This window comes from Lysobacter sp. K5869 (genome assembly GCF_018847975.1).
Classification (GTDB): Bacteria; Pseudomonadota; Gammaproteobacteria; order Xanthomonadales; family Xanthomonadaceae; genus Lysobacter.
In genome coordinates, this window is the sequence record NZ_CP072597.1 from 5,553,205 (window position 1) to 5,576,950 (window position 23,746).

A 23,746-nucleotide genomic window follows, 5' to 3' on the forward strand; every position below is an offset into this window, starting at 1 on the left:
CTTCGGGGGAAACGTCAGGGATGGGGCAATTGGTCGATCGGCGTGGCGTCGTCCGGCGCGGCCAGCCAGCGCTCGACGATCACCGCCGCGGCGACCGCATCCAAGGCTTCGGCGTCGCGCCGGCGTTTGCGGCCTTCGGCGCGGTCGGCGGCGAAGCGATGCGCGGCCTCGACCGAACTGGAACGCTCGTCGACCAACACCACCGGCAATTTGTAGCGCGCGCGCAGTTGCCGGGCGAAGGCCAGCGCGCGTTGCCGCGCGGGCTGGTCGCCGCCTTCCAGCGTCATCGGATCGCCGACGATCAGGCCGTCGGGGCGCCATTCTTTCTGCAAGCGGTCGATCGCGGCCCAATCGGGGCCGGCGCCGTGCACGTCGATCACCGCCAGCGCGCGCGCGCCGTGGCCGAACGCGCTGGCCACCGCCACGCCGATGCGGCGCGCGCCGACATCGAATCCGAGGACGGTGCCGTCGCGTCGGATCGAATCGGAAGCGCTCGCGCTCATGCGTGCCCGGCGTAATCGGCCAAGTGGGCGAAATCGACGCCGATGCGGCCGGCGGCGGCATGCCAGCGCGCGTCCAGCGGCAGCTGGAACAGCAGCTCGGCGTCGGCCGGCGCGGTCAGCCAATCGTTTTCGGTGATTTCGTGTTCGAGCTGGCCCGAACCCCAGCCGGCGCAGCCCAGCGCGACGATGGCGTGGTCGGGGCCTTCGCCCTTGGCCATCGCTTCGAGGATGTCGCGCGAGGTGGTGAGGAACAGATCGTGGGCGATGGCCAGGGTCGAATCCCAACGCGCGCCGCCGTCGTGCAGCACGAAACCGCGCTCGGGATGGACCGGGCCGCCGGCCAGCACGATCTGCGCGCGCAGCGCGTCGTCGCCGCCTTCCACGCCCATCTGCCCGAACACTTCGCCCAAGGTGTACTCCGAAGGACGGTTGACCACGATGCCCATCGCGCCGTCGTCGTCGTGCTGGCAGATCAGCGCGACGCTGCGCGAGAAATTGGTGTCGGCCAGCGCGGGCAGCGCGATCAGGACCTGATTGGCGAGGGGCGTGGGCATTACGGGCATGGGGGCATTCTAGCGTGCCCGACCGGAAAGCGGGGTCGAGGCCGGGCCGGCGGGCGGATCGAGGCCGCCATAACGCGAAATGCGGCCGATTCGGGCCTCGCGGGCGGGATGGGGGCCGAAGCGCGCTCGATTCGGCGCCGATCGCCCGGCGGCCGGGCGGACAGCGCCCGCGGCCGACGTCCTCGCGCGCCCCATCCGGTCAAGCGGTGGCCTGGATTCGCGCCCGCCGCGCCGCGACAATCCCCTGCTCCGCCGCGCCCGCGGCGCGCCACGAGGCTTTCCATGTCCGGCTATTGCGACATCGCCCCCGGCCATCCGATCCACGGCGACTATCACGACCGCGAATACGGCTTCCCGCAACGCGACGAATCCGACCTGTTCGAGCGCCTGATCCTGGAGATCAACCAGGCCGGCTTGAGCTGGGAAACGATCTTGCGCAAGCGCGAAGGTTTCCGCCGCGCGTATCACGGCTTCGACGTCGACGCCGTCGCCGCTTACGGCGAAGCCGACCGGCTGCGCCTGCTCGAAGACGCGGGCATCATCCGCAACCGGCTGAAAGTCGACGCGGCGATCCACAACGCCCAGGTGATCCAGCGCCTGCGCGCCAGCCACGGCGGCTTCGCCCAATGGCTCGACGCGCATGTGCTGCACGAGGGCAAGCCGCGCGACAAGGCCGGTTGGATCAAGTTGTTCAAGCAGACCTTCCGTTTCACCGGCGGGGAGATCACCAACGAGTTCTTGATGAGCCTGAGCTATTTGCCGGGGGCGCATCGCGAGACCTGCGCGGCGTATGCGCGGATCGAGAAGATCGGGCCGATTTGGAAGCGCACGCGCGAGGCGGCGGCGCGGGCGGATGGCGCGGCGGGCTTCGAGGCGAACGCTAAGAAGCCGGCGGCTGTGGCGAAAGCCGCGAAGACGGCGGCTCGGCCGGCGACCGCGGCCAAGACTGCGCCTGCGAAAGCGCCCGTCGCGAAAACCAGCGCGGCGAAACGCGCCGCGAAGAAGGCGCAGGCGAAGCCGGACAAGAAGCGCTCGGGCTGAAGCCATCGGATATGCGGCTTGGCGTTGATCCTGGTTGCGCAAGCCGCCATGGAGCGCCCGCCTCGGCCGACTAGCCATCGTCCCGCAAATCTCCGACGCAGCCCTTTTTCCCCGTCATTCCGGCGAAAGCCGGAATCCATTCTGCCGTTGTCGTTGCTCCGACTTAGCCGCGGCCGAAGCAAAATCAAAATGGGTTCCGGCTTTCGCCGGAATGACGGTCCGATCAGCGATCCGCGACTTCATTCCCCGCTCACTCAAGCGCGCCAACCTCTCCCGCGCCGACTCGCCGACCCGCCACACGACCCGCCGCACCCGCCGCCCCACAGCGCCGGCCCGAGCCAATGCAAAGGAACCGCATGACGTCCCACACCGCTCCCGCCCCCGCCGAACTGTCGGGCAAGACCCGCGCCTTCATCGTCCTGATCGCGCTGCTGCAAGGCCTGCTGCTCTACCTCGCGCGGATCGACAGCCGCTTCGGTTTCGAGCTGGAAATCGCCTGGTACGCGCTGACCCTGTCGGTGCCCACGGCGATGCTGCTGACCGTGCAGCGCCTCGACGACGCGCGCTACTGGACTAACATCGCGCTCGTCGCCGCGGTCTGCCTGCCGCTGTCGATCTGGGCCGGCTGGAGCGCCGCCGGCGCGCCGGACCTGGACGAAGCCTCGGTGCTGGCGCCGTTCGCCGCCAGCCTCGCCATCGGCTTGTTCGTCGCCCTGCCCTATCTGCAATGCCGCCTCCATCACGGCCGTTGGTGCGCGCCGTATCGCGAACTGTTCGAGCACGGCTGGCAGAACGCGCTGACCCTGATCCTCACCGCCGCTTTCGTTGGCATCTGCTGGGCGGTGCTGGGGCTGTGCGCGGTGCTGTTCAAGCTGATCGGCATCGAGTTCTTCGCCGACGTGTTCAGCACGCGCAGCTTCGTCCACCTCGCCAGCGGCGTCATGATCGGCCTGGGCGTGTTGGTCGGCCGCACCCAGCAGCGACCGGTGCAGATCGCGCGGCAGATCCTGTTCGCGATCTTCAAGGGCCTGCTGCCGCTGGTGGCGCTGATCGCGCTGCTGTTCGTCGCCAGCCTGCCGTTCACCGGCCTGGACGCGCTGTGGAGCACGCGCTCGGCGACGCAGATCCTCACCTGCCTGATCGCGACCGTGGTGCTGTTCGTCAACGCGGTCTATCAAGACGGCGAAGCCGCGCCGCCGTACCCGCGCTGGCTGCGCTGGGTGGTCAACGCCGCGCTGCTGACCTTGCCGGTGTACGCCGCGCTGAGCCTGTACGCGCTGAGCTTGCGCATCGGCCAATACGGCTGGACCGGCGAACGTTTCTGGGCCGCCTTGGCCGCGACGACGATGGGCTTGTACGCGCTGGGCTACGCGATCGCCGCGCTGCGCCGCGGCGACGGCTGGCTCGGCGGGCTGCGCCGGGTCAACGTCGCGGTGTCGCTGGTGTTGCTGGCGCTGGTGGTCGCGGCGAACTCGTGGCTGCTCGACCCGCACCGCCTCGGCGCCGGTTCGCAATTGGCGCAACTGCGCAGCGGCAAGACCGAGGCGGATAAATTCGACCTCGCCTATCTGCGCTTCGACGCCGGCCGCCGCGGCTATCAGGCGCTGCAAAGCTTGAAGGCCGATCCGCGCTTCGCCGCATCGGCGCCGAAAGCGCGCGCCAATCTCGAACGCGCGCTGGCGGCGACTCGTTCCTGGGAGTATCGCTCGGAGCTGTCCGAACCGCCGCAGAGCAAGACGCGCGGGCAGACGCTGCGCAAGCTGCAACGCGCCGACGGCCTCGCCGCGATCGACCCGGCCTGGATCGAAGCCGCGCTGGCCGATCGCCTGCGTCTGCCCAATTGCCAGGACGAAAACGCCAACTGCGTGCTGGCCAGCCCCGACCTCGACAACGACGGCCATGCCGAGTACTTGCTGTGCCGGATCGACGAGTGGGGCGTGAACTGCAACGCCTACGCGCTGCTGCCGCGCGGTTGGCGCGACATCGGCCAGAGCTATCTGTCGCAACGCGGCAGCGAAGCCGAAGCGGTGCTGCGCGCGAACAAGGTCGAAGTGGTGCCGCGGCGCTGGGGCGACATCCGCGTCGGAGCCGGCAACGACGCCGTGCGTTTGGAGCGTCCCGCGCGGCGCTACTGCAAGGAGGGCGAACAGGGCGAAGATTGCGAGCCCCGGGTCGCGAAATCGGCGCAGCGATGAAGCGCGCGGCGCAGCGAACGCCGCGGCGCTAAAGCATCAGCGCCACATCCTTGGCCCGCGCGTCCGCCGGCGGCGCGCCGTGGGTCCAGAACGCTTCGACCCACGGCCGCACCAGGTCCAGTTGGGTCGAAGCGCCGCGCACCGCGCCGAAACGGCGCAGATTGTCGGATTGCAGCGCCAGCATGCGCGCGTCCTGATCGTTGACCCGTTTGAGGAAGGGCCACACCAGCGCGCGCACCAGCCATGCCGGCGCCCGGCGCTTCTCCACGTGCAGGGTCGCGAACACCGAAGTGGTGGCGACATCGTGCGGCGCGAAATGCAGGCTGATCCGGACCGCGCCGCCGTTGGCGTAGCGATACTCGATCTGCGCGCTGCCCGGCGCGTCGAACAGCGCGCGCTCGCTTTCGCGCGGCGACTCGAACAGGCGATACAGCAAACCCGATTGCTGGGCTTGGCCGAGGTAATCGACGACGAAGCCCTCGTCGGACGGCACGAACCGCGCCGTCGCCGGCTGCCGCGCGCCGCCGCGGCGCACCAGGCCGGGATGGATCCAGTGGGTATGCAAGGGATCGAGGAAGTTCTCGATCGCGTCGATCACGTTCGCGCGCCATTGCGTCTGCCACAGGAAGCGGCGCGAACCGGGCGGGTTGCGCCGCACCATCGCCGGCAGTTCGCCTTCGTCGCGGCCATCGGGCCGCAGCCAGATCAAGCCGTCGTGCTCGCGCACCGCCGCGCTGCGCACCCGCACCTGCGGGAGCGCGCCGTCGGCCGGCATGCCCGGAATCCCGCACAAGCGGCCTTCGGCATCGAAGCGCCAACCGTGGTACGGGCAAGCCAAACCGCCCTCGCTGCACACGCCGCGCGACAGCGGCGCATGCCGGTGCGGGCAACGGTCTTCGAGCGCGAACGCGCGGCCGGCGCCGTCGCGCGCCAGCGCATACGGCCGGTCCAGCAAGCTCACCGCGACCGGCGCGCCGCGCAGCCGGCCGCTGCACAGCGCGGGGAACCAACGCGCGGCGTGCGAGGGATGCCAAACGCTCATGCGCCCCGCATCGTGGGCAGCGTCTCGATCCATGACGGTCATAGCTCGAATCTTCGCATGATCGGCACCCCGACCCGCCGGGTCAGCGCCGACAGCGCCGCCACGGCGCGGCGCGCCTTGGCCGGCAGGTGGCGCGCATACACCGCGCTGTACTCGATGCTCGCCTCGCCGCCGCGCAAGCGCTTGAACCCGGCCGCGCCGGCGCTGAAGTTGATCGTCTCGCCGCCGGCGACGGCGTGCTCGAACGTGGTCGCGGTCAGCAGCCGGTAGAGCCCGAGGCGCTGCGGCAGATCGGTGTCGTAGCCGACGATGGGCGTGGTCAAGGTCGCGCCGAAACCGAAAACGCCGGCGATGCACATCAACTGCCCGGCTTCGTCGCGAAATCCGTCGAAACGCAGCAGCCCGGCGCGATGCCATTCGCGCAGGAAGCGCTCGCTGTAGCGCGGGTTGAAGCTCGAATACTTGTCCATGTACAGGCGCTGGTAGAGCCAGGCGATGCGGGCGTAATCGTCCTCGCCGATGTCGCTGTCGCGCGCGCGGCCCGGCTGTTTCGCCGCCAATTTCAGATCCATGCGCAAGTTGTGGCGGCGGCGCGCCGACTCGGCCACATCGCGAAACAGATACACCTGCCGGCTTGGAATCAGCGCGAACCCGAGCGCTTCGCATTCGGCCAGCCAATCGGCGTGCTGATCGCGGTTGAGCGAGCGCAGCCAGACCGCATGCGCAGGCCAGCGCTGCAACGCGCCGCGCAACAACCGCGCCGCCTCGCCCTCGCGCCAGTCGGGATAGAGGTTGGTCGACAACCACCAGTTGTTGATCGCCACCGCGCGGTCGATGCCGGCGCGGCGCAGCCAGCCGTCGAGCCCGCGCCCGGCCACGCGCAACAGCGGCGCGGCCGCGGCCGGCGCGTAACGCACGGCTTCCTCGGTGGCGTAATCGCCGTAGGTGGTGCGCGGCGAGCAGACCCAAGCGTTGCCGTCGATATCACCGTCGTCGACGCTGACCGGATAGCGGCGCTCGCCGCTGTCGATCGTTTCCGCGCGCGTCTTCAGATTGGCGACCCATTCGCGCGAATCCGCGCCGCCGTGGATCCGCGCGAACGCCTCCACGCGCCGCGCGAACTCCGCTTCCAGGCGCGCCGACGCGCTCACAGGTCCGGCAACTCTTCACCGTCCCATTCGATATCGCGCGTCGCCGCCTCGCGCAGGCTGCCGCCGCGACGCAGCGCGGACAGCGCGTACGCACCGAGATCGACCAAACCGCCGAGCGGCGGCGCGCGGTCTCCGGGCACCGACAGCACATCGTCGGCGCGGCGCCAGTCGCGCAGCCACTCGCGCGCGCGGCCGCGCGCCAGCGCCTGCGCGAACCCGGCGCCGAGCATCACCGGCGCGAGCATGCGCGGCCGCTCGGGCCGCGCTTCGACGCAAGCGATGTTCTCGCCCAACAGCGCCTCAGGCAACGCGTCGTCGCGGCCGAACAGATGCACGCCGCTGGTCGCGCGCGGATTGCATTCCAGCACCGTCGCGACGCCGTCGTCGCCGACGATCCAATCGAAGGAAATCTGCCCGGTGTAAGCGATTTTGCGCACGAAGCGCTCGACGAAGCTCCGGATCGCCGCGTTCGGCGCCGGCTCGAAATAGAAGCTGGAACTGCGGCTGAGCCGATAGGCGGGCCGATACACCGAATGCGCGAGCAAACGGCCGCGATCGGCGACGCTGTAGGAACACAGCTCGGTGCCGGCGTGGAAGCGCTGCGCGACCCAGGTCTGCGCCAACGGCAGCGGCGGCGCATCGGCGAGCATCCCTTGCGGATACAGACGCACATGCACGCCGAAACGCGAGTATTCGGGCTTCAGCACCAGCGGCCTTCCCGCGGCCCAGGCGCGGGCTTCCTCCACGCTGCGCACCGCCGCGCTCTCGGGCACGCCGGCGCCGCAATCGCGCGCCAACTCGAGGAAGCGCAGCTTGCTGTGTAGTTCGCGCAGCTTGTCGAACTCGTCGACCAAGACGCGCACGCTGTCCGGCAACGCACCGCGATAACGCGAGAGCCAGAACGCCTCCTCGCAAGTCGGCACGACCAGGTCGATGCGGCGCTGCGCGACGACGCGCGCCAAATCCGCCGCGAACCGCGCCGCGTCGAAGCGCGGCCCGGCGATGGGCAAGCTCGCGGCGACCGCGTTCGACCAGCCCGACAGCCGGCACGACACGCTGTCGGCCGCCATCGCAACGCCGCGGCCGCTCGCATGGAAGCGGCGGGCGATTTCGAGCGCGGCCGGCGCGCGGGCGCCGAGGACGAGGACGTTGGGCATGCGGAAGCGAGGGGGTGAGCGAGCGGATCGACGTGCCGCGCGTTGCGGATGCGGCGGACGACGGGACCCGGAAGGATCGAAGCATGCGGGCGCGGTGGCAAGTCCGCGCGATGCGGCGACACGGCAACGACACGGGCGATGGCAACGGCTCGCCGCGGCCTCCGACGCCGTACCCGCCCGGACCGCTAGTCGCAAAGTCGTTCGCGCGGCGCCCGGAGAATCCCGATAAACGGTTTTATTTCAGAGAGTTAAGCCGCTCGTCAGCGCGTACGCGAAGGGCCGGACTCGGGTCCGCCCCAGGTATTGCCCGCCCCGCCCGCCTTGCTAGGGTCGGTCTTGAAAACGCTTTCAACGCGACCCGCCCCGCCGGACGCCCTCAAGGAGAGTTTTCTCATGGCCGACGCAAGCAACGGAGTCTCCGGCTCCAACTCCTCGCAAAACGCCTCCGACGCCGCCGAACGCGCCGCCGCGACCTCCGCCGCGCAACAGGCCGCCGACGACAAAGCCGCCGCCGACGCGCTAGCGGCCGCCGCGGTTGATCCGACTCCGGTCACGCCGGTCGACATCAGCATCTCGCCCGCCGCGTTGTCGCAGCTCAGCGCCATGACGGTCGACCCGGCCGCCAACCCCGTCGCCGTTTCGTTCCTCGGCGGCGTTCCGACCTACGCCGATGTCGCCCAGGCTCAGCCCGCCCTGCCGACCACGCCGGCGATCACCGAGTACAACGTGTGGTCGCCGAGCGTCGGCATCACCCCGAACGACCCGGCCGCCGTCGCCAACGCCACGATCGACGACGTCTCGATCAATTTCGGGATGAACTACACCGGCAGCCCCAACGCGACCCTCGAAGCGCGCATGGGCATATCGCCCTTGAGCGTCACCGGCTTCGCGAGCGTGAGCTTCAACACCACGCTCGACAGCGTGACCCTGAGCACGACGCTCGGCCCGTTCGGGCCGAATTCGACGCCGAGCTACAACGCCGCGGTGAAAAGCACGACGACGCTGGGCAATGCCTACAGTTTCGATTTCAACGCCGGCGCGACGTTCAACAACCAGGGATTCCAGAACGCCGACGTGACCGGGAAACTGGGGCGCAGCTTCTCCGAGAATCTGAGCGGCTACGTGCAAGGCGGCCTGGCGTTCGACAACCGGGGTTTGAGCCGCATCACCGGCGAGGGCGGGCTCAACTTCGATCAAAACGGCTTGAGCGTGGGCTTCACCGGGCGCGGCAGTTTCGATGTGCGCACGGGGGAGCCGAGCGGGTACCTCGGTGTACGGGCCGGCGGGAAGTTCTGACGGCTGTCCGCGCAGATCCCGCAAGCGAAAAAAGCCGGCGGAAGCCGGCTTTTCCTTTACATCGCCGCGGAGACAAGACCCGCGCAATCCAAATCGCGGACCGGTCACTTGGATCCCAAAGACACGACTCTCGGCGACTCACGCCGCAGATATAGCAATAATCCCATGGACAGAGACAAGGCGAGAAGGTAAGAAGGTGAGCAGCAAATCACACAGACGCCTTGTTGACAAACCCATGTCGACGGAAAGCGATTTGCTCATAGTTACTGGTAAAGCAAATCGCATTGCGCGCTGTTTTGATCGTGGCGTCGCAGCCTAATGGCAGAATGTTCAGGGCCTTCCAGTGCAATCAGGGCAGCATGGCAAAAGAAGAACAGCACCGCCGCAAAATAAAGCAGCCCTTTCATCAACGACAATGACGCGTGCGGCATCTCGATTCCCAAACACCGCCAATCGAAAATCTCATCGTGCCGCTGGCTCGAAGGCAAAAGCATCCATGGCCGTCATGCATCGATCTTGTTGCGACCGCGACCCCATCGACGGCGTAAATGCGGAGGAAAGCACGCTGCATGAACTGAGACGCCAAGTCGCTTCGGTCGTTGTGATTGAGAGCTAGCGAGTGGATACGCGCACTGGCAATGTTAGTGACGAGACGAAGTTCAATCTCAGGATCAAATTCTGAGCTTATTGAGATGGAACCTGCGCCCGGCTCCTCGTAATTTGATGAAACCTACACTTACTTCTTACTGAGAATCGACTTGATTCGCCCATCCGCATTGACCGCCATAGCATATCGAAGAGGGGTATAGCCGATCTGGTTGATAACTCCTAGATCCGCACCATGCTTGACGAGCACCTCCACCACCTCATAACTCCCCCCGGCGATTGCATTAATCAACGGCGGAGAACCGAACTCACCAGACGCATTGACGTCTGCCCCCTCTCTCAATAGCACCTTGACAGCCCTTGCATCACCCCAAGTACAAACTGTATGGAGAGGGGTATCTCCCATAGAATTCCTATCACTCAACCTTTTGGGCTCAATACCCAACCACGCAGCCGTTAGGGCGACACGATCGAGAATCTCTTTTAGCGCGGAATCCATGCACCTTCCTACTGACATGTTCGGCAACAGAACTGAATAATACGATTTACAGCATTCGCCATCCTAGCTTTGACCTGCACAAGCTGTTCTTGATGCTTTTGTATTGGCCCAAAACGCTCTTCCCACTCGTTCCTAAGATCGTAGCATTTCTTCGACTGCCGGTACTGCCATTTAGCTGCTTCACAATTATCAAGATGCGGAGGAGGAGGCCTATCGCAGGCTCGATGATATCGCTGATTAAGCAATGCCTTATCTTCGATAATATCCTCCTGCGTGGAAACCGAGTTCTGCAATAAAGCGGAGCCTACTGCCCCGGCAGCCAGATATGTGCAAACGCTTCCAACCTTCGCTAACAAATCATCACACCACCCTCCAGCGCACAAGGATTGGCCTGACTGACTACCCAGCGGACTCGAGGCATTATCGCCATCACCATTCAATGAAGCCCCGGGCGGAGGCGGAGGCGGAGGCCAGAAGTACATCGGCGGCATTACCTGAGTTCCACGCGGATCTATTCCGCCGAGCGGATCGCCATATGCGTAAGAGTATGTATTAATTCCACCGTTCAAACCGATAGGATCGCTTTCCAGGTAGCGACCCACACTCGGATCATAACTCCGGAGATAGTTATAACTAAATCCAGAAGCCCTGTCGAATCGCTGACCTGGGAACCTCATATCGAAGCGCAAGGCAGCCCCATCTCCGTCAGCATCCTCATTCGGCTCCGAATTTCCAAACGCCTCGCCTTTTACATCCCACGACCACACACCACGATTTCTTATCGGATCGACAACCACCCTTGGAGAACCCAAGCCGTCACTTTCGACGTACTTGGCCCCTCCCGAATCCCCGAACAATCCAACGGGAAGCCCATCCATCCATATTATTTGCTGCTCCGCCTTTCCAGTCGAATCATATTCACCTAACCAACGTCCTTTCTCGTCATACATGGCATATCGATCACCACCTCCACCGCCCCTGCGAAGCCTTTCACCACGTCCGTTGTAGACATAAGTCTCCAACGAACCGACTCCGTCTATCAGTTCATCATTTCGCCCCAGGTCGTTGTATGTAAATTTCCTTGCCCCGATCTGAATCGTATTGCCACTCGCATCGTACTTCCTGATCCCTACAGGATCGACGCCCAGCAAGCGGTGACTGCTGGAATCATAGTTGTAAATTTTGCTGTCCACAGCATTAGCAAAACTCAACCTATTACCTGAGGCATCATAGGTATACGCCTCAATAACGGAACTGGTTGCCCCGTCTCGCAGGTGCGTCAATCGATTCAACGCATCGTAGCTGTACGCCAATAACGGGTTACTCGCTCCAGCAGAAGTGAGCTTGTCGATATTACCGACCGCGTCGAAGCCAAAGCCCACGGACAGCCCATCCAAATCCGGGTCGTGAATCGCGATAGTACGATAGTCCTGGTCAACTGGCCTGGACATCGTTCGGCCGTTTCCATAGATCCAAGTCGCAACCGGACCAAATGGGTGATAGCCGACTTGACTTAGTAGGATTTCACTTGTGCTTCCAGTTCCACCACGCGCGGCGTCAACGCGACTTATTCTTCCCTGCGCATCTCGCTGGTACGTAACCAGCGCCCCATCCGGATACGTAACGCTGCTCAGTTGACCAGCCAGGGAATAACCGTAACGCACAGTGAAGACCTTGCCATTAGTGGTCTGCACTTTCCTGACCGTATTGCCAAATCGGTCGTAACAGTACTGGGTGCTGCCACTCCCATCGGTCATCAGCGTCAAGCGCCCCCTGGCGAAGGTCTCGCCCGCAGCGCAAACGGTAGGCGCGCTGTCGTAGGTGTAGGCGACATTGAGACCTGGGGTCGGATAGACGACGCTTGTCATTCGGTTGAGCGCGTCGTAGCTGTAAGTCTCGGTGATTCCACGCGCATCCGTCGCAGTCTTGCGGTTACCGGCACTGTCGTAGGTGAATGTCGATACGCCCGTATCCGGGCTGCTCAGGCGAGTCTGGTCGCCCAGGCCATTGTATCCGTAATCGGTATTGAGATTCTTCGGATCGGTAACTCGCACCAGGCGATCTTGCGTATCGTACTTGAACTCGGTCTGGGCGTTGATCCCGCCGACGTCCTGCAATGTCTTCGCCAGTCGTCCCAATGGGTCATGATCACTATCGGTCTTGTGACCGAGCGCATCGGTCTCCACATCGCCATTACCACCAGCATCATAGGTGTAACCCGTCGGATGGCCTTCGGCGGTCTTGGCCGTTTTAAGCTGGCCGAGTTGGTTATAAATTCGCGACAGCGTCCGCTTGAGCGTACCGTTCGAGTCCTGGGTGTCTTCCTTGGTCCGAGCACCCTCCGCATTGAGCGTGTAGTGAATCCGATTGCCCGCCATGTCGAAAATATCGGTCAGACGATGCGCAGCGTCGTACTCGTAACGAATGTACGAGTTGTCGGGCTGGATCACCTTCTTTACTTGACCGATCAGGTCGTATTCGTAACGGGTGATCGCGTCATCCGTTTCGGAATTCGGATCGGAGCCGCGGACCTTGCGCGCGGACAACCAACCTCGAGGCGTGTATTCGAGGTCGGTCACTACGCCGTTGGGGTCTTTGCTGGAAAGAGCCCGGCCAGCCGAATCGTAGCGAAGATATTCCACCACTTGACCTAAGGGGTTGATGACTTTCCACAGGTCGCCCTTTCGGTATGCGCAATCTGCGGGCGTCGCCGCGCATGCCGCGTCGTCGCTGGCGTAATAGGTGTAAGTAGTCACATCCGCGACATCGGTGCGTGGACCGTCGAGGGATTTGATCAATCCCACCAGCGGACAGGTGCCCGCCGTCACGTCGGCATCCTCGCAGTAAGTCTTGGTAGACGTACGGACTTCGTTGGACACAGGATCGATCTGCGTCGATGTTAAAACCTGGCCGCGACCGTTGTAGCTCCACTGAGACTTGGCCACCAACGCGTTCGCACTATCCAGCACTCGCCGCTCGGTCGGATTCGCGAAACCGGGGCTCCAGTCGGTTTGAATCGTCCTGGTGAGGGCGGTAGCTCCTCCTCCCGCTGCCAAACCTTCCTTGCGGCTGATTTCGTGGAACGGATTGTATTGATAGTCGGTACGGGCGCCGCTCGGAGCGATGCTCCAATCGCGACGGTAATTCGACCAGCTCGAGGAAGCCGTGCCCGCTGAAGATCCGTCGGTGGTGACGAACGCAATATTGGTCGGTTGCCGGAATGCTTGCGTCGAGAAAACGTAGTTCTTGGTCGCTCCGTTGGGCAGCGTCACGCTCGCGGTGGTGGAACCGGTGTAGGTCAGCGTGACCTTCCCGGTGCCGCCAGCATGCTCGCTGATGACCACGCGCCCCATTTCGTCGTACGAATAACTCGCGTAACGCTGCCCGTTTTCGTCCAGGACGCCGGTCAGATAATTCGGGTAACTTCCAGCAACGCAGCCGGCGACGTTGCCGCCGCTTGCGGTCTTGCATAGGTAGTTCGGTTCCGCATAGAGATACTCCATGCCCTCGCCGGCCGCCGCGCCGCCTTTGCTCGCGTGCGTCAGGCGCCCCTGGCCATCGTAAACATACTCGACCAGAACGGCGCCATCGGCCGAAATACGCGAAACGCGCGCGCCACTGTCGCCAGGCTTGGGCGGGAAAGCCGCGATGTAATCGAAGACCAGCGAGCGCCCCGTGGAACTGCGCACTGAGCGCAAATCGCCTTCCGACAGGCAAACCGCCGCCTGGACATCGCTCTGGCTGCAATATTGGAGCGTGAAGATCCTGCCGCCGCGATCGAACGCCGACAAACGGCCGCTCTCGTTGAACCAGGAAAGCCCCCGATCGCTCGTCGAAATGCGCCAACGGCCGCGCACGGCCGCGACATCATCCGGCTCCTTGACGATCACCACGCCGGTGCGATTGTTGGAGCCATAGGACGAGCTCGCCGCGTCCCAGCGTGGCGATTCGTAATAGCCGTCCGAGCGAATCCAGGTATTGGGCGATCCATCCGCCATCACCAACCGGGCGGAGAACGAGTGCGCCCAGCTGTCCGTCATGCCCGACTGCAGGGGCATATCGGCGATCGAGTTGTAGGAGCGCGAGAACGCCTCGCCTTCCCAATCGAAATCCGTCTCTCGGTATTCCTTGTTGCCGGTCGACGCTACCGCCGGATTTCCGTCCTTGCAGCAGGAGTCGTATTGCTCCGACTTCCAGTAGATTTCCCCCTGGGCTCCATTCGTGCACGCCTGCGTCCACACGACCCCGGGGTTGGGGTAGGCGGAGGTGAACAAATCGGGACACTTGTACCAATCGGTACGATAAACTTTCCAAGTATGGCTCAAGGTTCCAAAATCGACCGTAAAAGTCCGCAACGGAGTTGGCTGACTGGCCGGCGATCGATTCACGCTGAGATACTGATAATACGGCGTCCAACCGCTGATCGGACTGCTGTCGTAGGCTCCGAGATAATATGTCGAAGTGATATTGGAGCCCTGATAGTAGAGCTTGATGTCGTCCGACAGCTTCGCCTCGTCGTCGCAGCGGGTTTCGTTCTTGGGCGTTTTCACGCCGTTGCTGGCGCAACCGCGTCCGGTACCAAAAGGATTGTCGGCCGAGTAAAAGTCGCCCAGGAAGTTGGGGGCTCGGCGCTTGACTTCATACTTGTAGGTGAAATTTCCGCCACCGGATTGCTTGGAGCTGACCACTTCCAGAAGGGCATTGCCTATCGGCGTCGCGGGCTCAGTGCGGATGTACTGCTCAGCTTCGCCCAAGGTCTTGAAGCAGGCCGTTTGCTGTGCCGGCATGTAGCGATTGGCGCAGTAACGATCAGCCGCCCGCGCCGCCTGGGGCCACATCGCCCATACCAGGATCAGCAAGAACGCAGCGAAGAGGCGCGAGAGGGAGTTGGTGGCCATTACCGTCATCCGATGAAGAGTGCCGCCGCCGGCGGCAGAACGTCCGTGACCCCGCTACCCCGCCGACGGGTTCATCGGGGCGGCGTCGATCAGATCGAAGCGCGAAGACTTACGCCAGGGATGATCCCAGCTTCCCTTCGGCCGTTTCAAGACAGAGAAATTGCATATTACAAATAGGCAAACTTTTGTGCCGTTCGCTTCTTGCCGGTTGCCTACAGTGTGAGCAAACAGCTGGGGCGACAGCGCACCAGCCTTGCGCCACGGGCAGTTCGCCGACGCCAGCCGCTGCGCTCTCAGCCGCGTCGCAGTAACCGTCGCATCCTACATCCGCGCCCTCACCGCCCAATCGCTACGACCCCACAAACGAAAGAACCGGCTCGCGCCGGTTCCTTCTGATGCTTCCGATGAAACCACCGACCGCAATCACCGCACCTCGGCCACTTCCACCCCATCCAACCCCTGCGACAAGGTCCGCGCGTCGCCGCCCTGGGCCAGCTTGATGCGCAGGCGCACTTCGTTCTGCGAGTCCGCATAACGCAGCGCGTCTTCGTAGCTGATCTCGCCGCCCTGGTAGAGCTCGAACAACGCCTGATCGAAGGTCTTCATGCCGAGCTGGGTCGATTCCTTCATCAGCTCCTTGAGCTTGTGGATCTCGCCGTCGCGGATGTAGTCCTGCGCCAGCGGGGTGCCGAGCAGGATTTCCATCGCCACGCGGCGGCCCTTGCCGTCGGGGGTCGGGATCAGCTGCTGGGCGACCACGCCCTTGAGGTTCAGCGACAAGTCCATCAGCAACTGCAGGCGGCGGTCTTCCGGGAAGAAGTTGATGATGCGGTCCATCGCCTGGTTGGCGTTGTTGGCGTGCAGCGTGCACAGCACCAGGTGGCCGGTTTCGGCGAAGGCGATGGCGTGGTCCATGCCTTCGCGGGTGCGCACCTCGCCGATCATGATCACGTCCGGCGCCTGACGCAGGGTGTTCTTGAGCGCGGCTTCCCAGCTGTCGGTGTCGATGCCGACTTCGCGCTGGGTGATGATGCAGCCCTCGTGGCGGTGCACGAATTCGATCGGGTCTTCGATGGTGATGATGTGGCCGGTCGAGTTCTGGTTGCGGTAACCGATCATCGCCGCCAGCGAGGTCGACTTACCGGTGCCGGTGGCGCCGACGAAGATGATGATGCCGCGCTTGGTCATCGCCAGCGTCTTGATGATCGGCGGCAGGTTCAGCTCTTCGACGGTCGGAATCTTGGTCTCGATCCGGCGCAGCACCATGCCGACCTGATTGCGCTGGTAGAAGCAGCTCACGCGGAAGCGGCCGACGCCGGTGACGCCGATGGCGAAGTTGCACTCGTGGGTCTTCTCGAACTCCTCGCGCTGCTGAGGGTTCATCACGTTGAGCACGAGGTCGCGGCTCTGCTGCGGGGTCAGCGGGTTCTGCGTGATCGGGGCGATCTTGCCGTGCACCTTCATCGACGGCGGCATGCCGGCGGTGATGAACAAGTCGGAGGCGCGCTGGTGCGCCATCAGCTTGAGGAAGGAGGTGAAGTCGATCGCGCCGGGGGCGGTGGTCGGGTTGGGCGGGGCGGGAGTGTTCATACGGCTACCTCCTCGGGAGGTCGATTACGGCGGCGAGGGCCGCCGGGGGGATGTGGCGCTCGCGGCTGCGCGCGACGTCGGAGGGGCGGCGCGGCTGGCGCGCCGCCGGGCGGGCGTCATTCGAACAGACGCTTGTCCTTGGCGTATTCCTTGGCCTGCGGGCGCAGGATCAGGCCGCGCTTGACCAGATCTTGCAGGTGCTGGTCCAGGGTCATCATGCCGTGGCCCTGGCCGGTCTGGATCGCCGAGTACATCTGCGCGACCTTGTCCTCGCGGATGAGGTTACGGATCGCGGGGATGCCGACCATGATTTCCCAGGCCGCGGTACGGCCGCCGCCGACCTTCTTGAGCAGCGCCTGCGAGATCACCGCGCGCAGCGATTCCGACAGCATCGAGCGCACCATCGGCTTTTCGCCGGCGGGGAACACGTCGATGATGCGGTCGACCGTCTTGGCCGCCGAGGAGGTGTGCAGGGTGCCGAACACCAAGTGGCCGGTTTCCGCGGCGGTCAGCGCCAGGCGGATGGTTTCCAGGTCGCGCAACTCGCCCACGAGGATGTAGTCGGGGTCTTCGCGCAGCGCCGAGCGCAGGGCCTCGTTGAACCCGTGCGTGTCGCGGTGGACTTCGCGCTGGTTGATCAGGCACTTCTGCGAGGTGTGCACGAACTCGATCGGGTCTTCGACCGAGAGGATGTGCGCGTACTCGTTCTTGTTGATGTGGTCGATCATCGCCGCGAGCGTGGTCGACTTGCCCGAACCGGTCGGCCCGGTCACCAGGATCAGGCCCTGCGGCTGTTCGATCAGCTGGCGGAAGATCGGCGGGCAGCCCAGATCCTCGAGGGTCAGCACCTCGGAGGGAATGGTACGGAACACCGCGCCGGCGCCGCGGTTCTGGTTGAAGGCGTTGACGCGGAAACGCGCCAGCCCCGGGATCTCGAAGGAGAAATCGACTTCCAGGAACTCTTCGAAGTCGCGCCGCTGCTTGTCCGACATGATGTCGTACACCAGGGCGTGCACCTGCTTGTGGTCCAGGGCCGGGATGTTGATCCGGCGCACGTCGCCGTCGACCCGGATCATCGGCGGCAGGCCGGCCGAAAGATGCAAGTCGGATGCTTTGTTCTTTACCGAAAACGCCAGAAGTTCGGCGATATCCATGCGTGCTCCCCGCACTGCGCTTGGACCCGGTTCGCGGGTCCTACAAAAAGGGTCCGAACCACCGGCCGCGAGGCCTCGGACGCCACTTCAAAAGCTGGAACCCAACCACCCCTAAGAGGCAGTATAGCCCCGCGAAGGCTAACCGGTGTGCTCGGTTCGCCCACCCTTTCTCACAGGATTTCCCCACGTGCACGAGCACGTACTTCACGACATCTTGCAACAGTTGCGCCGCGCGGCGCATGACGCCGGCAGGCCGGTTCCTCGATTGCTTGCGGTCAGTAAGACCCAGGATGAGACCGCGGTCGCGGAACTGGCGCTGCAGGGCCAGGACGCGTTCGGCGAGAACTACGTTCAGGAGGCCGCGGCCAAGCGCGCGGCGATGGCCGCCACCGCCGCGGCCGGACGGGCGCTGGAGTGGCACCTGATCGGCCACCTGCAATCGAACAAGGCCGCCGAGGCGGCGGCGCTGTTCGACTGGGTCCACACCCTCGACCGGCCCAAGCTGGTCGCCGCGCTGGCCCGGCATCGCGCCGGGGCGCCGCTGAACGTGCTGATCCAGGTCAACATCGACGACGAGGACAGCAAGCACGGCTGCCGCCCCGAGGACGCACCGGCGCTGGCCGCGGCCATCGCCGCCGAACCGGCGCTGCGCCTGCGCGGGCTGATGGTGATCCCGACCCCACACCCGGACCCGGAACAGCGCCGGCCGTCGTTCCGCCGCGCCAAGGCGCTGTTCGACGCCCTCGCCGCCGAGCATCCGGGCCTGGACACCTTGTCGATGGGCATGAGCGACGACTTCGCCATCGCCGTCGCCGAAGGCGCCACCCTGGTGCGGATCGGCACCGCGTTGTTCGGCGCGCGGCCGCGCAAGGCCGCGGCGCCGTGAGCCGCGGCCGGATAGTCTTCCCCGGCAATCCCTGGCCCGAGGGCCACGCCGTGGAAACCTTCGAGTGGACCGCGCGGGTCGAGGACGGCGAGGTCTGGTTCGATCTGCATCTGGTCAGCGCCGCGTACTACGCCGAGCGCGACATCGAAGAGGACCCGGACGCGCCCGAGGACGACAGCTGGAAGGCGCCGGGCGTCTGGGGCAACTACCACCGCTGCACGCTGTCCTCGACCTTCTGGGGCGAGCGCGGCGGCTTCCGGGTCGGCCCGCCGGCGCAAGTCGCCGCCGCCGCGCTGGACGGCGCCGAGTTCGCGCTCGATCCGGTCGAGGACGAGATCGAGGACGGCGAAGACCTCGCCTTCGGCCTGTACCTGCTCGGCCACGACAGCGCGGTCGATCACCGCATCCGCTTCGTCCGCCGCGGCGACAGCGAGCGCTTCGATATCCTGTGGAGCGGGCGGATCGCGCTGACCTACGTCGGCCGCTATCGGCCCGACTACCGGTTCGAGGCCCGCATCGACGACGTCCCGATGCCGGTCTTGCCGGCGCTCTGAATCTCTTTCCTGGTCCCGATTCCATGCCCAACGCCAACACCGCTCCGCCTTCCGCCCCCACCCTCGCCTTCGTCGGCGGCGGCAACATGGCCCGCAGCCTGATCGGCGGCTTGATCGCGCGCGGCGCCGAACCTTCGCGCCTGCGCGTGGCCGAGCCGGTGCCCGCACTGCGCGAGGCGCTGGCGCGCGACTTCGGCGTGCCGGTGTTCGAGCGCGGCGAACAGGCGGTGGAAGGCGCCGACGTGTGGTTGCTGGCGGTCAAGCCGCAGGTGATGCGCGAGGTCTGCGGCGCGCTCGCCGCGCAGGCCCGCGCGCAGGCGCCGCTGGCGATTTCCATCGCCGCCGGCATCACCGCCGGCCAGCTCGACCGCTGGCTCGGCGGCGGCGCGGCGGTGGTGCGGGCGATGCCCAACACCCCGGCCCTGCTCGGCGCCGGCATCACCGGGCTGTACGCCAACGAGGCCGCGCGGCCGCGCTTCGCGCAAGCGGCCGAGCTGCTGTCGGCGGTCGGCCCGACCGTGCGCATCGACGACGAAGCGCAGATGGACGCGGTCACCGCGGTGTCCGGCAGCGGTCCGGCTTATGTGTTCTTGCTTGCCGAAGCGATGCAACAAGCCGGCGAAGCGCAAGGACTCAGCGCCGAGGCGGCGCGCGCGCTGGTCACCCAAACCCTGCTCGGCGCGGCGACCATGCTGCAGGCCAGCGAAGAGCCGGCGGCGACGCTGCGCGCGCGGGTCACCTCGCCCAACGGCACCACCCAGGCCGCGGTGGAAACCTTCGAGGCCGGCGGTTTCCGCGGTTTGGTCGACCGCGCCATCGCCGCGGCCACCGAGCGCGGCCGGCAGTTGTCGGCGGCGAACGAATGAGCCGCCTCGCCATCGGCGCGATCGCGCTGGCGCTGCTGGCCGGCTGCGGGCGCGAGGCGTCGGTGCCGCCGGCGCAGGGCAATGCGGCCGGCAGCGAGACGGTCAGGATCGGCGCGGTGGCGATGCACGCCACCGCGGTGCAGACCGACAAACTGCCCGAGCAAGTGGTGCGCCGCTACGGCGCGCCGCGCGATGCGCGCACCGTGCTGCTGGTGATGTCGCTGCGTCAGGGCGAAGAGGCCGATGCCAAGGCGCTGACTGCGCAACGGGCCGAAGCGACGGTCACCGATCTGCTCGGCCGCAAGCAGACGCTGACGCTGCGCGAAGTGCGCGACGGCGATCTGGTCGATTATGTCGGCACCGCGCAGGTGTCGCCGCCGGATACGCTGCGGTTCGAGGTGACGATGGTCGGCCCGAACGGGCGCCATTCGATGAAGTTCAATCGCGATTTTTTCTGAGCGCGGACCCTTCTGAGCGCGAATCCGCCGTCGCGCCGAAAGCGCGGCGGCGGCGCAAGCGGCTCGGCCATCGCTCGAATCGGAATCCCGGCGCGAAAATCGGCCCGGAACCGGCGCCGCCTCACTGCCCCGGCAACCCGCCGTTGCGCGCCAACGCATCCACCCGCCGCCGTTCGTTCGGATCGAACGGCGCCAGCAGCGCATCCAGCCGCTGCCGCCGCTGGCTCTGGCTGAGCCCGTTGTCGGCCAGCACGCGCTGACGCTGCGCGGCGTAGCTGCGCAGACGCAGTTGCCACTGCGCGCGGCGTCGATCGAGTTCGCCCAAGCGCTGCGCCGCCTCGGCGCCGAACTGGGCTTCGCGCTGCGCGTAACGCGCCGCGGGCGCGGCGCCGTCGCGGTCGAAACGGCGGCTCTGCTCGACCGCGTCGTTCAACTGCGCGCTGCCCTGCAGCGCCGGCTCGGCCGCCGCGTCGCGCTGCAAGCGCGCAGCGAGCGCCGCGCGTTCGGCCGGATCGCGCTCGGCCAGCAGCGCGCCGCGCAATTGGCCGCGCCGGCGCGCTTGTTCGTAATCGGATTCCTCCTGCGCGTAGAACGCCTGCGCCAAGGCCTCGCCCAAGCGCTCGCGACGCAGCGCGCGCACGCGCTCGAACGCGGCCTCGGCGCCGCCCGCGCCTTGCGCGAGCGCGACCGAATCGCGTTCCAGCGCCACATAGGCGTCGTACCACGCCAGCACCGTCGCCAGCGCCGTCGGCGTGAGTTGCGCGTGCAGATGCGATGCGAGCGCGGAGCGGATCGCCTCGGGCGAGCGCTCGCCGCCGCGGGCGAGGAAGTAGTCGAACAAACGGCGCAGTTCGCGGTCGGCGCGCGGGCGGCCGAGCGCATCCAAGCTCGCCGCGCCGTCGACGCCGGTATCGCGCAAGGAATCTCGCGGCTCGACCTCCGCCGGCGCCGCGTCGGGCGCGGGCCCGCCTTCGGGATCGACCAGCTTGCCGCCGGCGCCGCTGCTGACCACCGGCGCCGCCGACAACAGCAGCGGCCGTTCCAGCACGCCGCCGACGGCGAACACCGCGGCGATGGCGAGCACCGCCACCGCCGCCATCGCCAAGCCCAGCGCGGTATCGCGCATGCTTACAGCCCCGCGTTCTTGAGCCGGTTGAGGTGCGCGCGGTAGACGCTGGTCGGGTTGGCGCTGAACACGCCGCGCAGGCCGGCGATCTGGTTGACCTCGTCGAGGTGGTTCCACTCGTAATCGTCGCGGATCACCTGGCCCCAGTGGTTCGAGCAGCGGCCGACCAGGCCGTCGTTGGCTTCGCCGCCGAACAACAGGCCGCCGGCGATCATCGCCGGGTCGGAGGCGTCGAGCCAGTTGGTGGAGTTGGACACGCCGCCGAACGAGTAATAACGCACGCCGCCCGCCGACGCCGCGCCGCTGCCGCAGGTCGTGGTCGGCTTGCCCTGCGGATAGCGCGCGTTGAAGCGCGCCGCGCCGGCGCTGTCGAGCGCCTTGAGCGCGGCCAGCGAATCCTGCGGCGACTGTCCGCCCGACAGCGCGCCGATCAGCGAGGAGAACGCATTCACGAACGAGGCGACCAAGGGCCGCAGCGGCGAACCGTCGGGCAGCACCGCGCCGACGAAATCGGCGACCTTGCTGCCGGCGTGGGGCGAACCGATCGAGGTCATCGAGGCGACCAGATCCGGCCGCACCGCCGCGACATAGCGCGCGGTCGGCCCGCCCTGGCTATGGCCGACCAGATTGAATTTGGTGTAGCCGTGCAGCGCCTGCAGGGTTTCCAGTTGCTCGATCAACTGCTCGCCGCGCACTTCGTTGGAATTGGCCGCCGACACTTGCGCGACATAGACCTGCGCGCCGCCGGAGCGCAGCGCCTGCGGGATGCCGAACCAGTAGTCGTATACGCCGCCGATGGCGTCGAAGCCGAACAAGCCGTGCACCAGCACCACCGGGTAGCGGGTCTTGGTGTAGTCGTCGGCGCTGGCCGGGAACGCGGCGGCGATCAGCAGCACGGCGAACAGCACGGGCGCGCCGAACAGGCGGCGCAGCTTGAGTCGCGACATGGTCCCCTCCACGGGACGCGCCGGCGGCGCGCCGACGCCTCGACTGTACGAATGGGTATGGCGGGCACACGCCGCGCTGCAGCATGGCGCGGGGAAATGTGAACTGGACGGGGGAAACGGCGGCGCGGGCGTGGGGGAAATGTTGCGCTGCATCGTGGGTTGCGCGGCAGGCGGGGTGTCTCGGTCGCGGCTCACGCCGCTCCCACGCAGGGAATCGCACCCGCATGGGCTCCCTGTAGGAGCGGCGCAAGCCGCGACCGCGCCACCGCAACCACGACGCCACCGCCCCGCCCCCACATCGCCGACAATGACGCCCCCGCTGTCGACTACCGCACCCATGGGCCCGCAACGCATCGTCTGCCTCACCGAGGAACCCACCGAAACCCTGTACCTGCTCGGCGAGCAGGACCGCATCGTCGGCATCAGCGGCTTCACCGTGCGGCCGCCGCAAGCGCGCAAGGAAAAGCCCAAGGTCAGCGCCTTCACCAGCGCCAAGATCGGCGAGATCCTCAAGCTCCGGCCCGATTTCGTGGTCGGCTTCTCCGACATCCAGGCCGAGATCGCCAGCGAGTTGATCAAGCACGGCGTCGAGGTGTGGATCAGCAATCACCGCAGCGTCGAGGGCATCGTCGATTACGTGCGCCGGCTCGGCGCGCTGGTCGGCGCGGGCGAACGCGCGAACGCGCTGGCCGGCGAGCTGGAACGCCACCTCGACGCCGCGCGCGAACGCGCCGCGCGCCTGCCGCGGCGGCCCAAGGTGTATTTCGAGGAATGGGACAGCCCGCAGATCACCGGCATCCGCTGGGTCTCCGAGTTGGTCGGCATCGCCGGCGGCGACGACGTGTTCCCCGAACACGCGGCGATGCCGCTGGCGCGCGACCGCATCCTGGCCGATCCGCTCGAAGCCGCGCGGCGCGCGCCGGAGTTGATCCTCGGCAGTTGGTGCGGCAAGAAGTTCCGCCCCGAGCAAGTGGCCGCGCGCGAGGGTTGGAGCGAGGTGCCGGCGGTGCGCGACGGCGAACTGCATGAGGTGAAGTCGCCGATCATCCTGCAGCCGGGGCCGGCGGCGCTGACGGCGGGCGTGGACGAGTTGAGCCGGATCATCGAAGGGTGGGCGCGGCGGCGGGCGGGGTGAGGTGGGGTCCGTCGTAGTTGCGTTGTCGCGGTCGCGGCTCGCGCCGCTCCTACAGGGGCTGCCTGTAGGAGCGGCGCGA

Annotated in this window: 19 protein-coding genes and 1 pseudogene; 8 read left to right on the forward strand and 12 right to left on the reverse strand. The window is 66.2% G+C overall.

Features of this window, described 5'->3' with window-relative positions; genetic code table 11:
• Positions 1-14: 14 nt before the first annotated feature.
• Positions 15-503: a Holliday junction resolvase RuvX gene (gene ruvX, locus J5226_RS23595; RefSeq protein ID WP_215837390.1), complete on the reverse strand. Its 489-nt coding sequence runs from the start codon at positions 501-503 to the stop codon at positions 15-17.
• Positions 500-1,066 carry a YqgE/AlgH family protein gene (locus J5226_RS23600; RefSeq protein ID WP_215837392.1) on the reverse strand — a complete coding sequence of 189 codons (567 nt, stop codon included), beginning with the start codon at positions 1,064-1,066 and terminating at the stop codon, positions 500-502. The genes ruvX and J5226_RS23600 overlap by 4 nt, the downstream gene beginning before the upstream one ends.
• 282 nt (positions 1,067-1,348) lie before the next feature.
• On the opposite strand from J5226_RS23600, the pseudogene J5226_RS23605 reads away from it, so the two are divergent.
• Both J5226_RS23605 and J5226_RS23610 read left to right on the forward strand, forming a co-directional pair.
• Positions 1,349-1,888 (forward strand): annotated as a pseudogene (locus tag J5226_RS23605) (DNA-3-methyladenine glycosylase I); the annotation flags it as partial.
• Between the two features lie 575 nt (positions 1,889-2,463).
• On the forward strand, positions 2,464-4,302 hold the full coding sequence (locus J5226_RS23610) for a DUF4153 domain-containing protein (RefSeq protein WP_215837394.1): 1,839 nt from the start codon (positions 2,464-2,466) through the stop codon (positions 4,300-4,302).
• A 28-nt stretch (positions 4,303-4,330) separates the two neighbouring features.
• On the opposite strand, the gene J5226_RS23615 is transcribed toward J5226_RS23610, so the two are convergent.
• Genes J5226_RS23615 through J5226_RS23625 form a run of 3 tightly spaced genes read right to left on the reverse strand, consistent with a single transcriptional unit; the run spans position 4,331 to position 7,652 of the window.
• Positions 4,331-5,344: a Rieske 2Fe-2S domain-containing protein gene (locus J5226_RS23615; protein ID WP_215837397.1), complete on the reverse strand. Its 1,014-nt coding sequence runs from the start codon at positions 5,342-5,344 to the stop codon at positions 4,331-4,333.
• A 38-nt stretch (positions 5,345-5,382) separates the two neighbouring features.
• A complete protein-coding gene (locus J5226_RS23620; RefSeq protein ID WP_215837400.1) occupies positions 5,383-6,495 on the reverse strand; it encodes a GNAT family N-acetyltransferase in 1,113 nt (370 codons plus the stop codon).
• On the reverse strand, positions 6,492-7,652 hold the full coding sequence (locus J5226_RS23625) for an ATP-grasp domain-containing protein (RefSeq protein ID WP_215837402.1): 1,161 nt from the start codon (positions 7,650-7,652) through the stop codon (positions 6,492-6,494). Before J5226_RS23625 ends, J5226_RS23620 begins: the two co-directional genes overlap by 4 nt.
• A 393-nt stretch (positions 7,653-8,045) precedes the next feature.
• Here J5226_RS23625 and J5226_RS23630 point away from each other — a divergent pair, with 393 nt between their 5' ends.
• Positions 8,046-8,948, forward strand: a complete 903-nt coding sequence (locus tag J5226_RS23630) for a hypothetical protein (RefSeq protein WP_215837404.1) — start codon at positions 8,046-8,048, stop codon at positions 8,946-8,948.
• A 263-nt stretch (positions 8,949-9,211) separates the two neighbouring features.
• On the opposite strand, the gene J5226_RS23635 is transcribed toward J5226_RS23630, so the two are convergent.
• From J5226_RS23635 to J5226_RS23655, 5 genes are all read right to left on the reverse strand, one after another.
• On the reverse strand, positions 9,212-9,442 hold the full coding sequence (locus J5226_RS23635; RefSeq protein WP_215837412.1) for a hypothetical protein: 231 nt from the start codon (positions 9,440-9,442) through the stop codon (positions 9,212-9,214).
• Between the two features lie 242 nt (positions 9,443-9,684).
• Complete coding sequence (locus J5226_RS23640; protein WP_215837414.1) at positions 9,685-10,053, reverse strand: ankyrin repeat domain-containing protein; 369 nt, start codon at positions 10,051-10,053, stop codon at positions 9,685-9,687.
• Between the two features lie 8 nt (positions 10,054-10,061).
• The gene (locus J5226_RS23645; RefSeq protein ID WP_215837416.1) at positions 10,062-14,951 is read right to left on the reverse strand and encodes an RHS repeat-associated core domain-containing protein; all 4,890 of its coding nucleotides are present in this window, start codon (positions 14,949-14,951) and stop codon (positions 10,062-10,064) included.
• A gap of 423 nt (positions 14,952-15,374) precedes the next feature.
• Positions 15,375-16,541, reverse strand: a complete 1,167-nt coding sequence (locus tag J5226_RS23650) for a PilT/PilU family type 4a pilus ATPase (RefSeq protein WP_215837418.1) — start codon at positions 16,539-16,541, stop codon at positions 15,375-15,377.
• A gap of 116 nt (positions 16,542-16,657) precedes the next feature.
• Complete coding sequence (locus J5226_RS23655) at positions 16,658-17,695, reverse strand: type IV pilus twitching motility protein PilT (protein ID WP_215837420.1); 1,038 nt, start codon at positions 17,693-17,695, stop codon at positions 16,658-16,660.
• A gap of 223 nt (positions 17,696-17,918) precedes the next feature.
• Here J5226_RS23655 and J5226_RS23660 point away from each other — a divergent pair, with 223 nt between their 5' ends.
• From J5226_RS23660 to J5226_RS23675, 4 genes are read left to right on the forward strand one after another with little or no spacing between them, the layout of a single operon-like run.
• Entirely contained in the window at positions 17,919-18,581 is a 663-nt protein-coding gene (locus J5226_RS23660) for a YggS family pyridoxal phosphate-dependent enzyme (protein WP_255323137.1), read from the forward strand.
• Entirely contained in the window at positions 18,578-19,135 is a 558-nt protein-coding gene (locus tag J5226_RS23665; RefSeq protein WP_215837422.1) for a hypothetical protein, read from the forward strand. The genes J5226_RS23660 and J5226_RS23665 overlap by 4 nt, the downstream gene beginning before the upstream one ends.
• A 23-nt stretch (positions 19,136-19,158) precedes the next feature.
• Entirely contained in the window at positions 19,159-20,001 is an 843-nt protein-coding gene (proC, locus tag J5226_RS23670; protein WP_215837424.1) for a pyrroline-5-carboxylate reductase, read from the forward strand.
• Entirely contained in the window at positions 19,998-20,459 is a 462-nt protein-coding gene (locus J5226_RS23675) for a DUF4426 domain-containing protein (protein WP_215837426.1), read from the forward strand. Before proC ends, J5226_RS23675 begins: the two co-directional genes overlap by 4 nt.
• A gap of 121 nt (positions 20,460-20,580) precedes the next feature.
• Here J5226_RS23675 and J5226_RS23680 read toward each other — a convergent pair whose 3' ends face one another.
• Together J5226_RS23680 and J5226_RS23685 are read right to left on the reverse strand one after the other, a co-directional pair.
• Positions 20,581-21,585, reverse strand: coding sequence for a lipase secretion chaperone (locus tag J5226_RS23680; RefSeq protein WP_215837428.1), 1,005 nt, complete (start codon positions 21,583-21,585; stop codon positions 20,581-20,583).
• Positions 21,586-21,587: 2 nt separating this feature from the next.
• A complete protein-coding gene (locus tag J5226_RS23685; protein ID WP_215837430.1) occupies positions 21,588-22,532 on the reverse strand; it encodes a triacylglycerol lipase in 945 nt (314 codons plus the stop codon).
• A 337-nt stretch (positions 22,533-22,869) separates the two neighbouring features.
• Between J5226_RS23685 and J5226_RS23690 the strand changes: the two genes are divergently transcribed.
• Positions 22,870-23,667 (forward strand): ABC transporter substrate-binding protein, encoded by a 798-nt coding sequence (locus J5226_RS23690; protein WP_215837432.1) that lies wholly within the window; start codon positions 22,870-22,872, stop codon positions 23,665-23,667.
• Positions 23,668-23,746 lie beyond the last annotated feature (79 nt).

Excerpts from the sequence above, each read along its gene's own strand:
- ruvX (WP_215837390.1), bottom strand. The coding sequence starts at position 503 with ATGAGCGCGAGCGCTTCCGATTCGATCCGACGCGACGGCACCGTCCTC.
- J5226_RS23600 (WP_215837392.1), bottom strand. The coding sequence starts at position 1,066 with ATGCCCGTAATGCCCACGCCCCTCGCCAATCAGGTCCTGATCGCGCTG.
- J5226_RS23610 (WP_215837394.1), top strand. The coding sequence starts at position 2,464 with ATGACGTCCCACACCGCTCCCGCCCCCGCCGAACTGTCGGGCAAGACC.
- J5226_RS23615 (WP_215837397.1), bottom strand. The coding sequence starts at position 5,344 with ATGAGCGTTTGGCATCCCTCGCACGCCGCGCGTTGGTTCCCCGCGCTG.
- J5226_RS23625 (WP_215837402.1), bottom strand. The coding sequence starts at position 7,652 with ATGCCCAACGTCCTCGTCCTCGGCGCCCGCGCGCCGGCCGCGCTCGAA.
- J5226_RS23630 (WP_215837404.1), top strand. The coding sequence starts at position 8,046 with ATGGCCGACGCAAGCAACGGAGTCTCCGGCTCCAACTCCTCGCAAAAC.
- J5226_RS23635 (WP_215837412.1), bottom strand. The coding sequence starts at position 9,442 with ATGCTTTTGCCTTCGAGCCAGCGGCACGATGAGATTTTCGATTGGCGG.
- J5226_RS23640 (WP_215837414.1), bottom strand. The coding sequence starts at position 10,053 with ATGGATTCCGCGCTAAAAGAGATTCTCGATCGTGTCGCCCTAACGGCT.
- J5226_RS23645 (WP_215837416.1), bottom strand. The coding sequence starts at position 14,951 with ATGGCCACCAACTCCCTCTCGCGCCTCTTCGCTGCGTTCTTGCTGATC.
- J5226_RS23650 (WP_215837418.1), bottom strand. The coding sequence starts at position 16,541 with ATGAACACTCCCGCCCCGCCCAACCCGACCACCGCCCCCGGCGCGATC.
- J5226_RS23655 (WP_215837420.1), bottom strand. The coding sequence starts at position 17,695 with ATGGATATCGCCGAACTTCTGGCGTTTTCGGTAAAGAACAAAGCATCC.
- proC (WP_215837424.1), top strand. The coding sequence starts at position 19,159 with ATGCCCAACGCCAACACCGCTCCGCCTTCCGCCCCCACCCTCGCCTTC.
- J5226_RS23675 (WP_215837426.1), top strand. The coding sequence starts at position 19,998 with ATGAGCCGCCTCGCCATCGGCGCGATCGCGCTGGCGCTGCTGGCCGGC.
- J5226_RS23680 (WP_215837428.1), bottom strand. The coding sequence starts at position 21,585 with ATGCGCGATACCGCGCTGGGCTTGGCGATGGCGGCGGTGGCGGTGCTC.
- J5226_RS23685 (WP_215837430.1), bottom strand. The coding sequence starts at position 22,532 with ATGTCGCGACTCAAGCTGCGCCGCCTGTTCGGCGCGCCCGTGCTGTTC.
- J5226_RS23690 (WP_215837432.1), top strand. The coding sequence starts at position 22,870 with ATGGGCCCGCAACGCATCGTCTGCCTCACCGAGGAACCCACCGAAACC.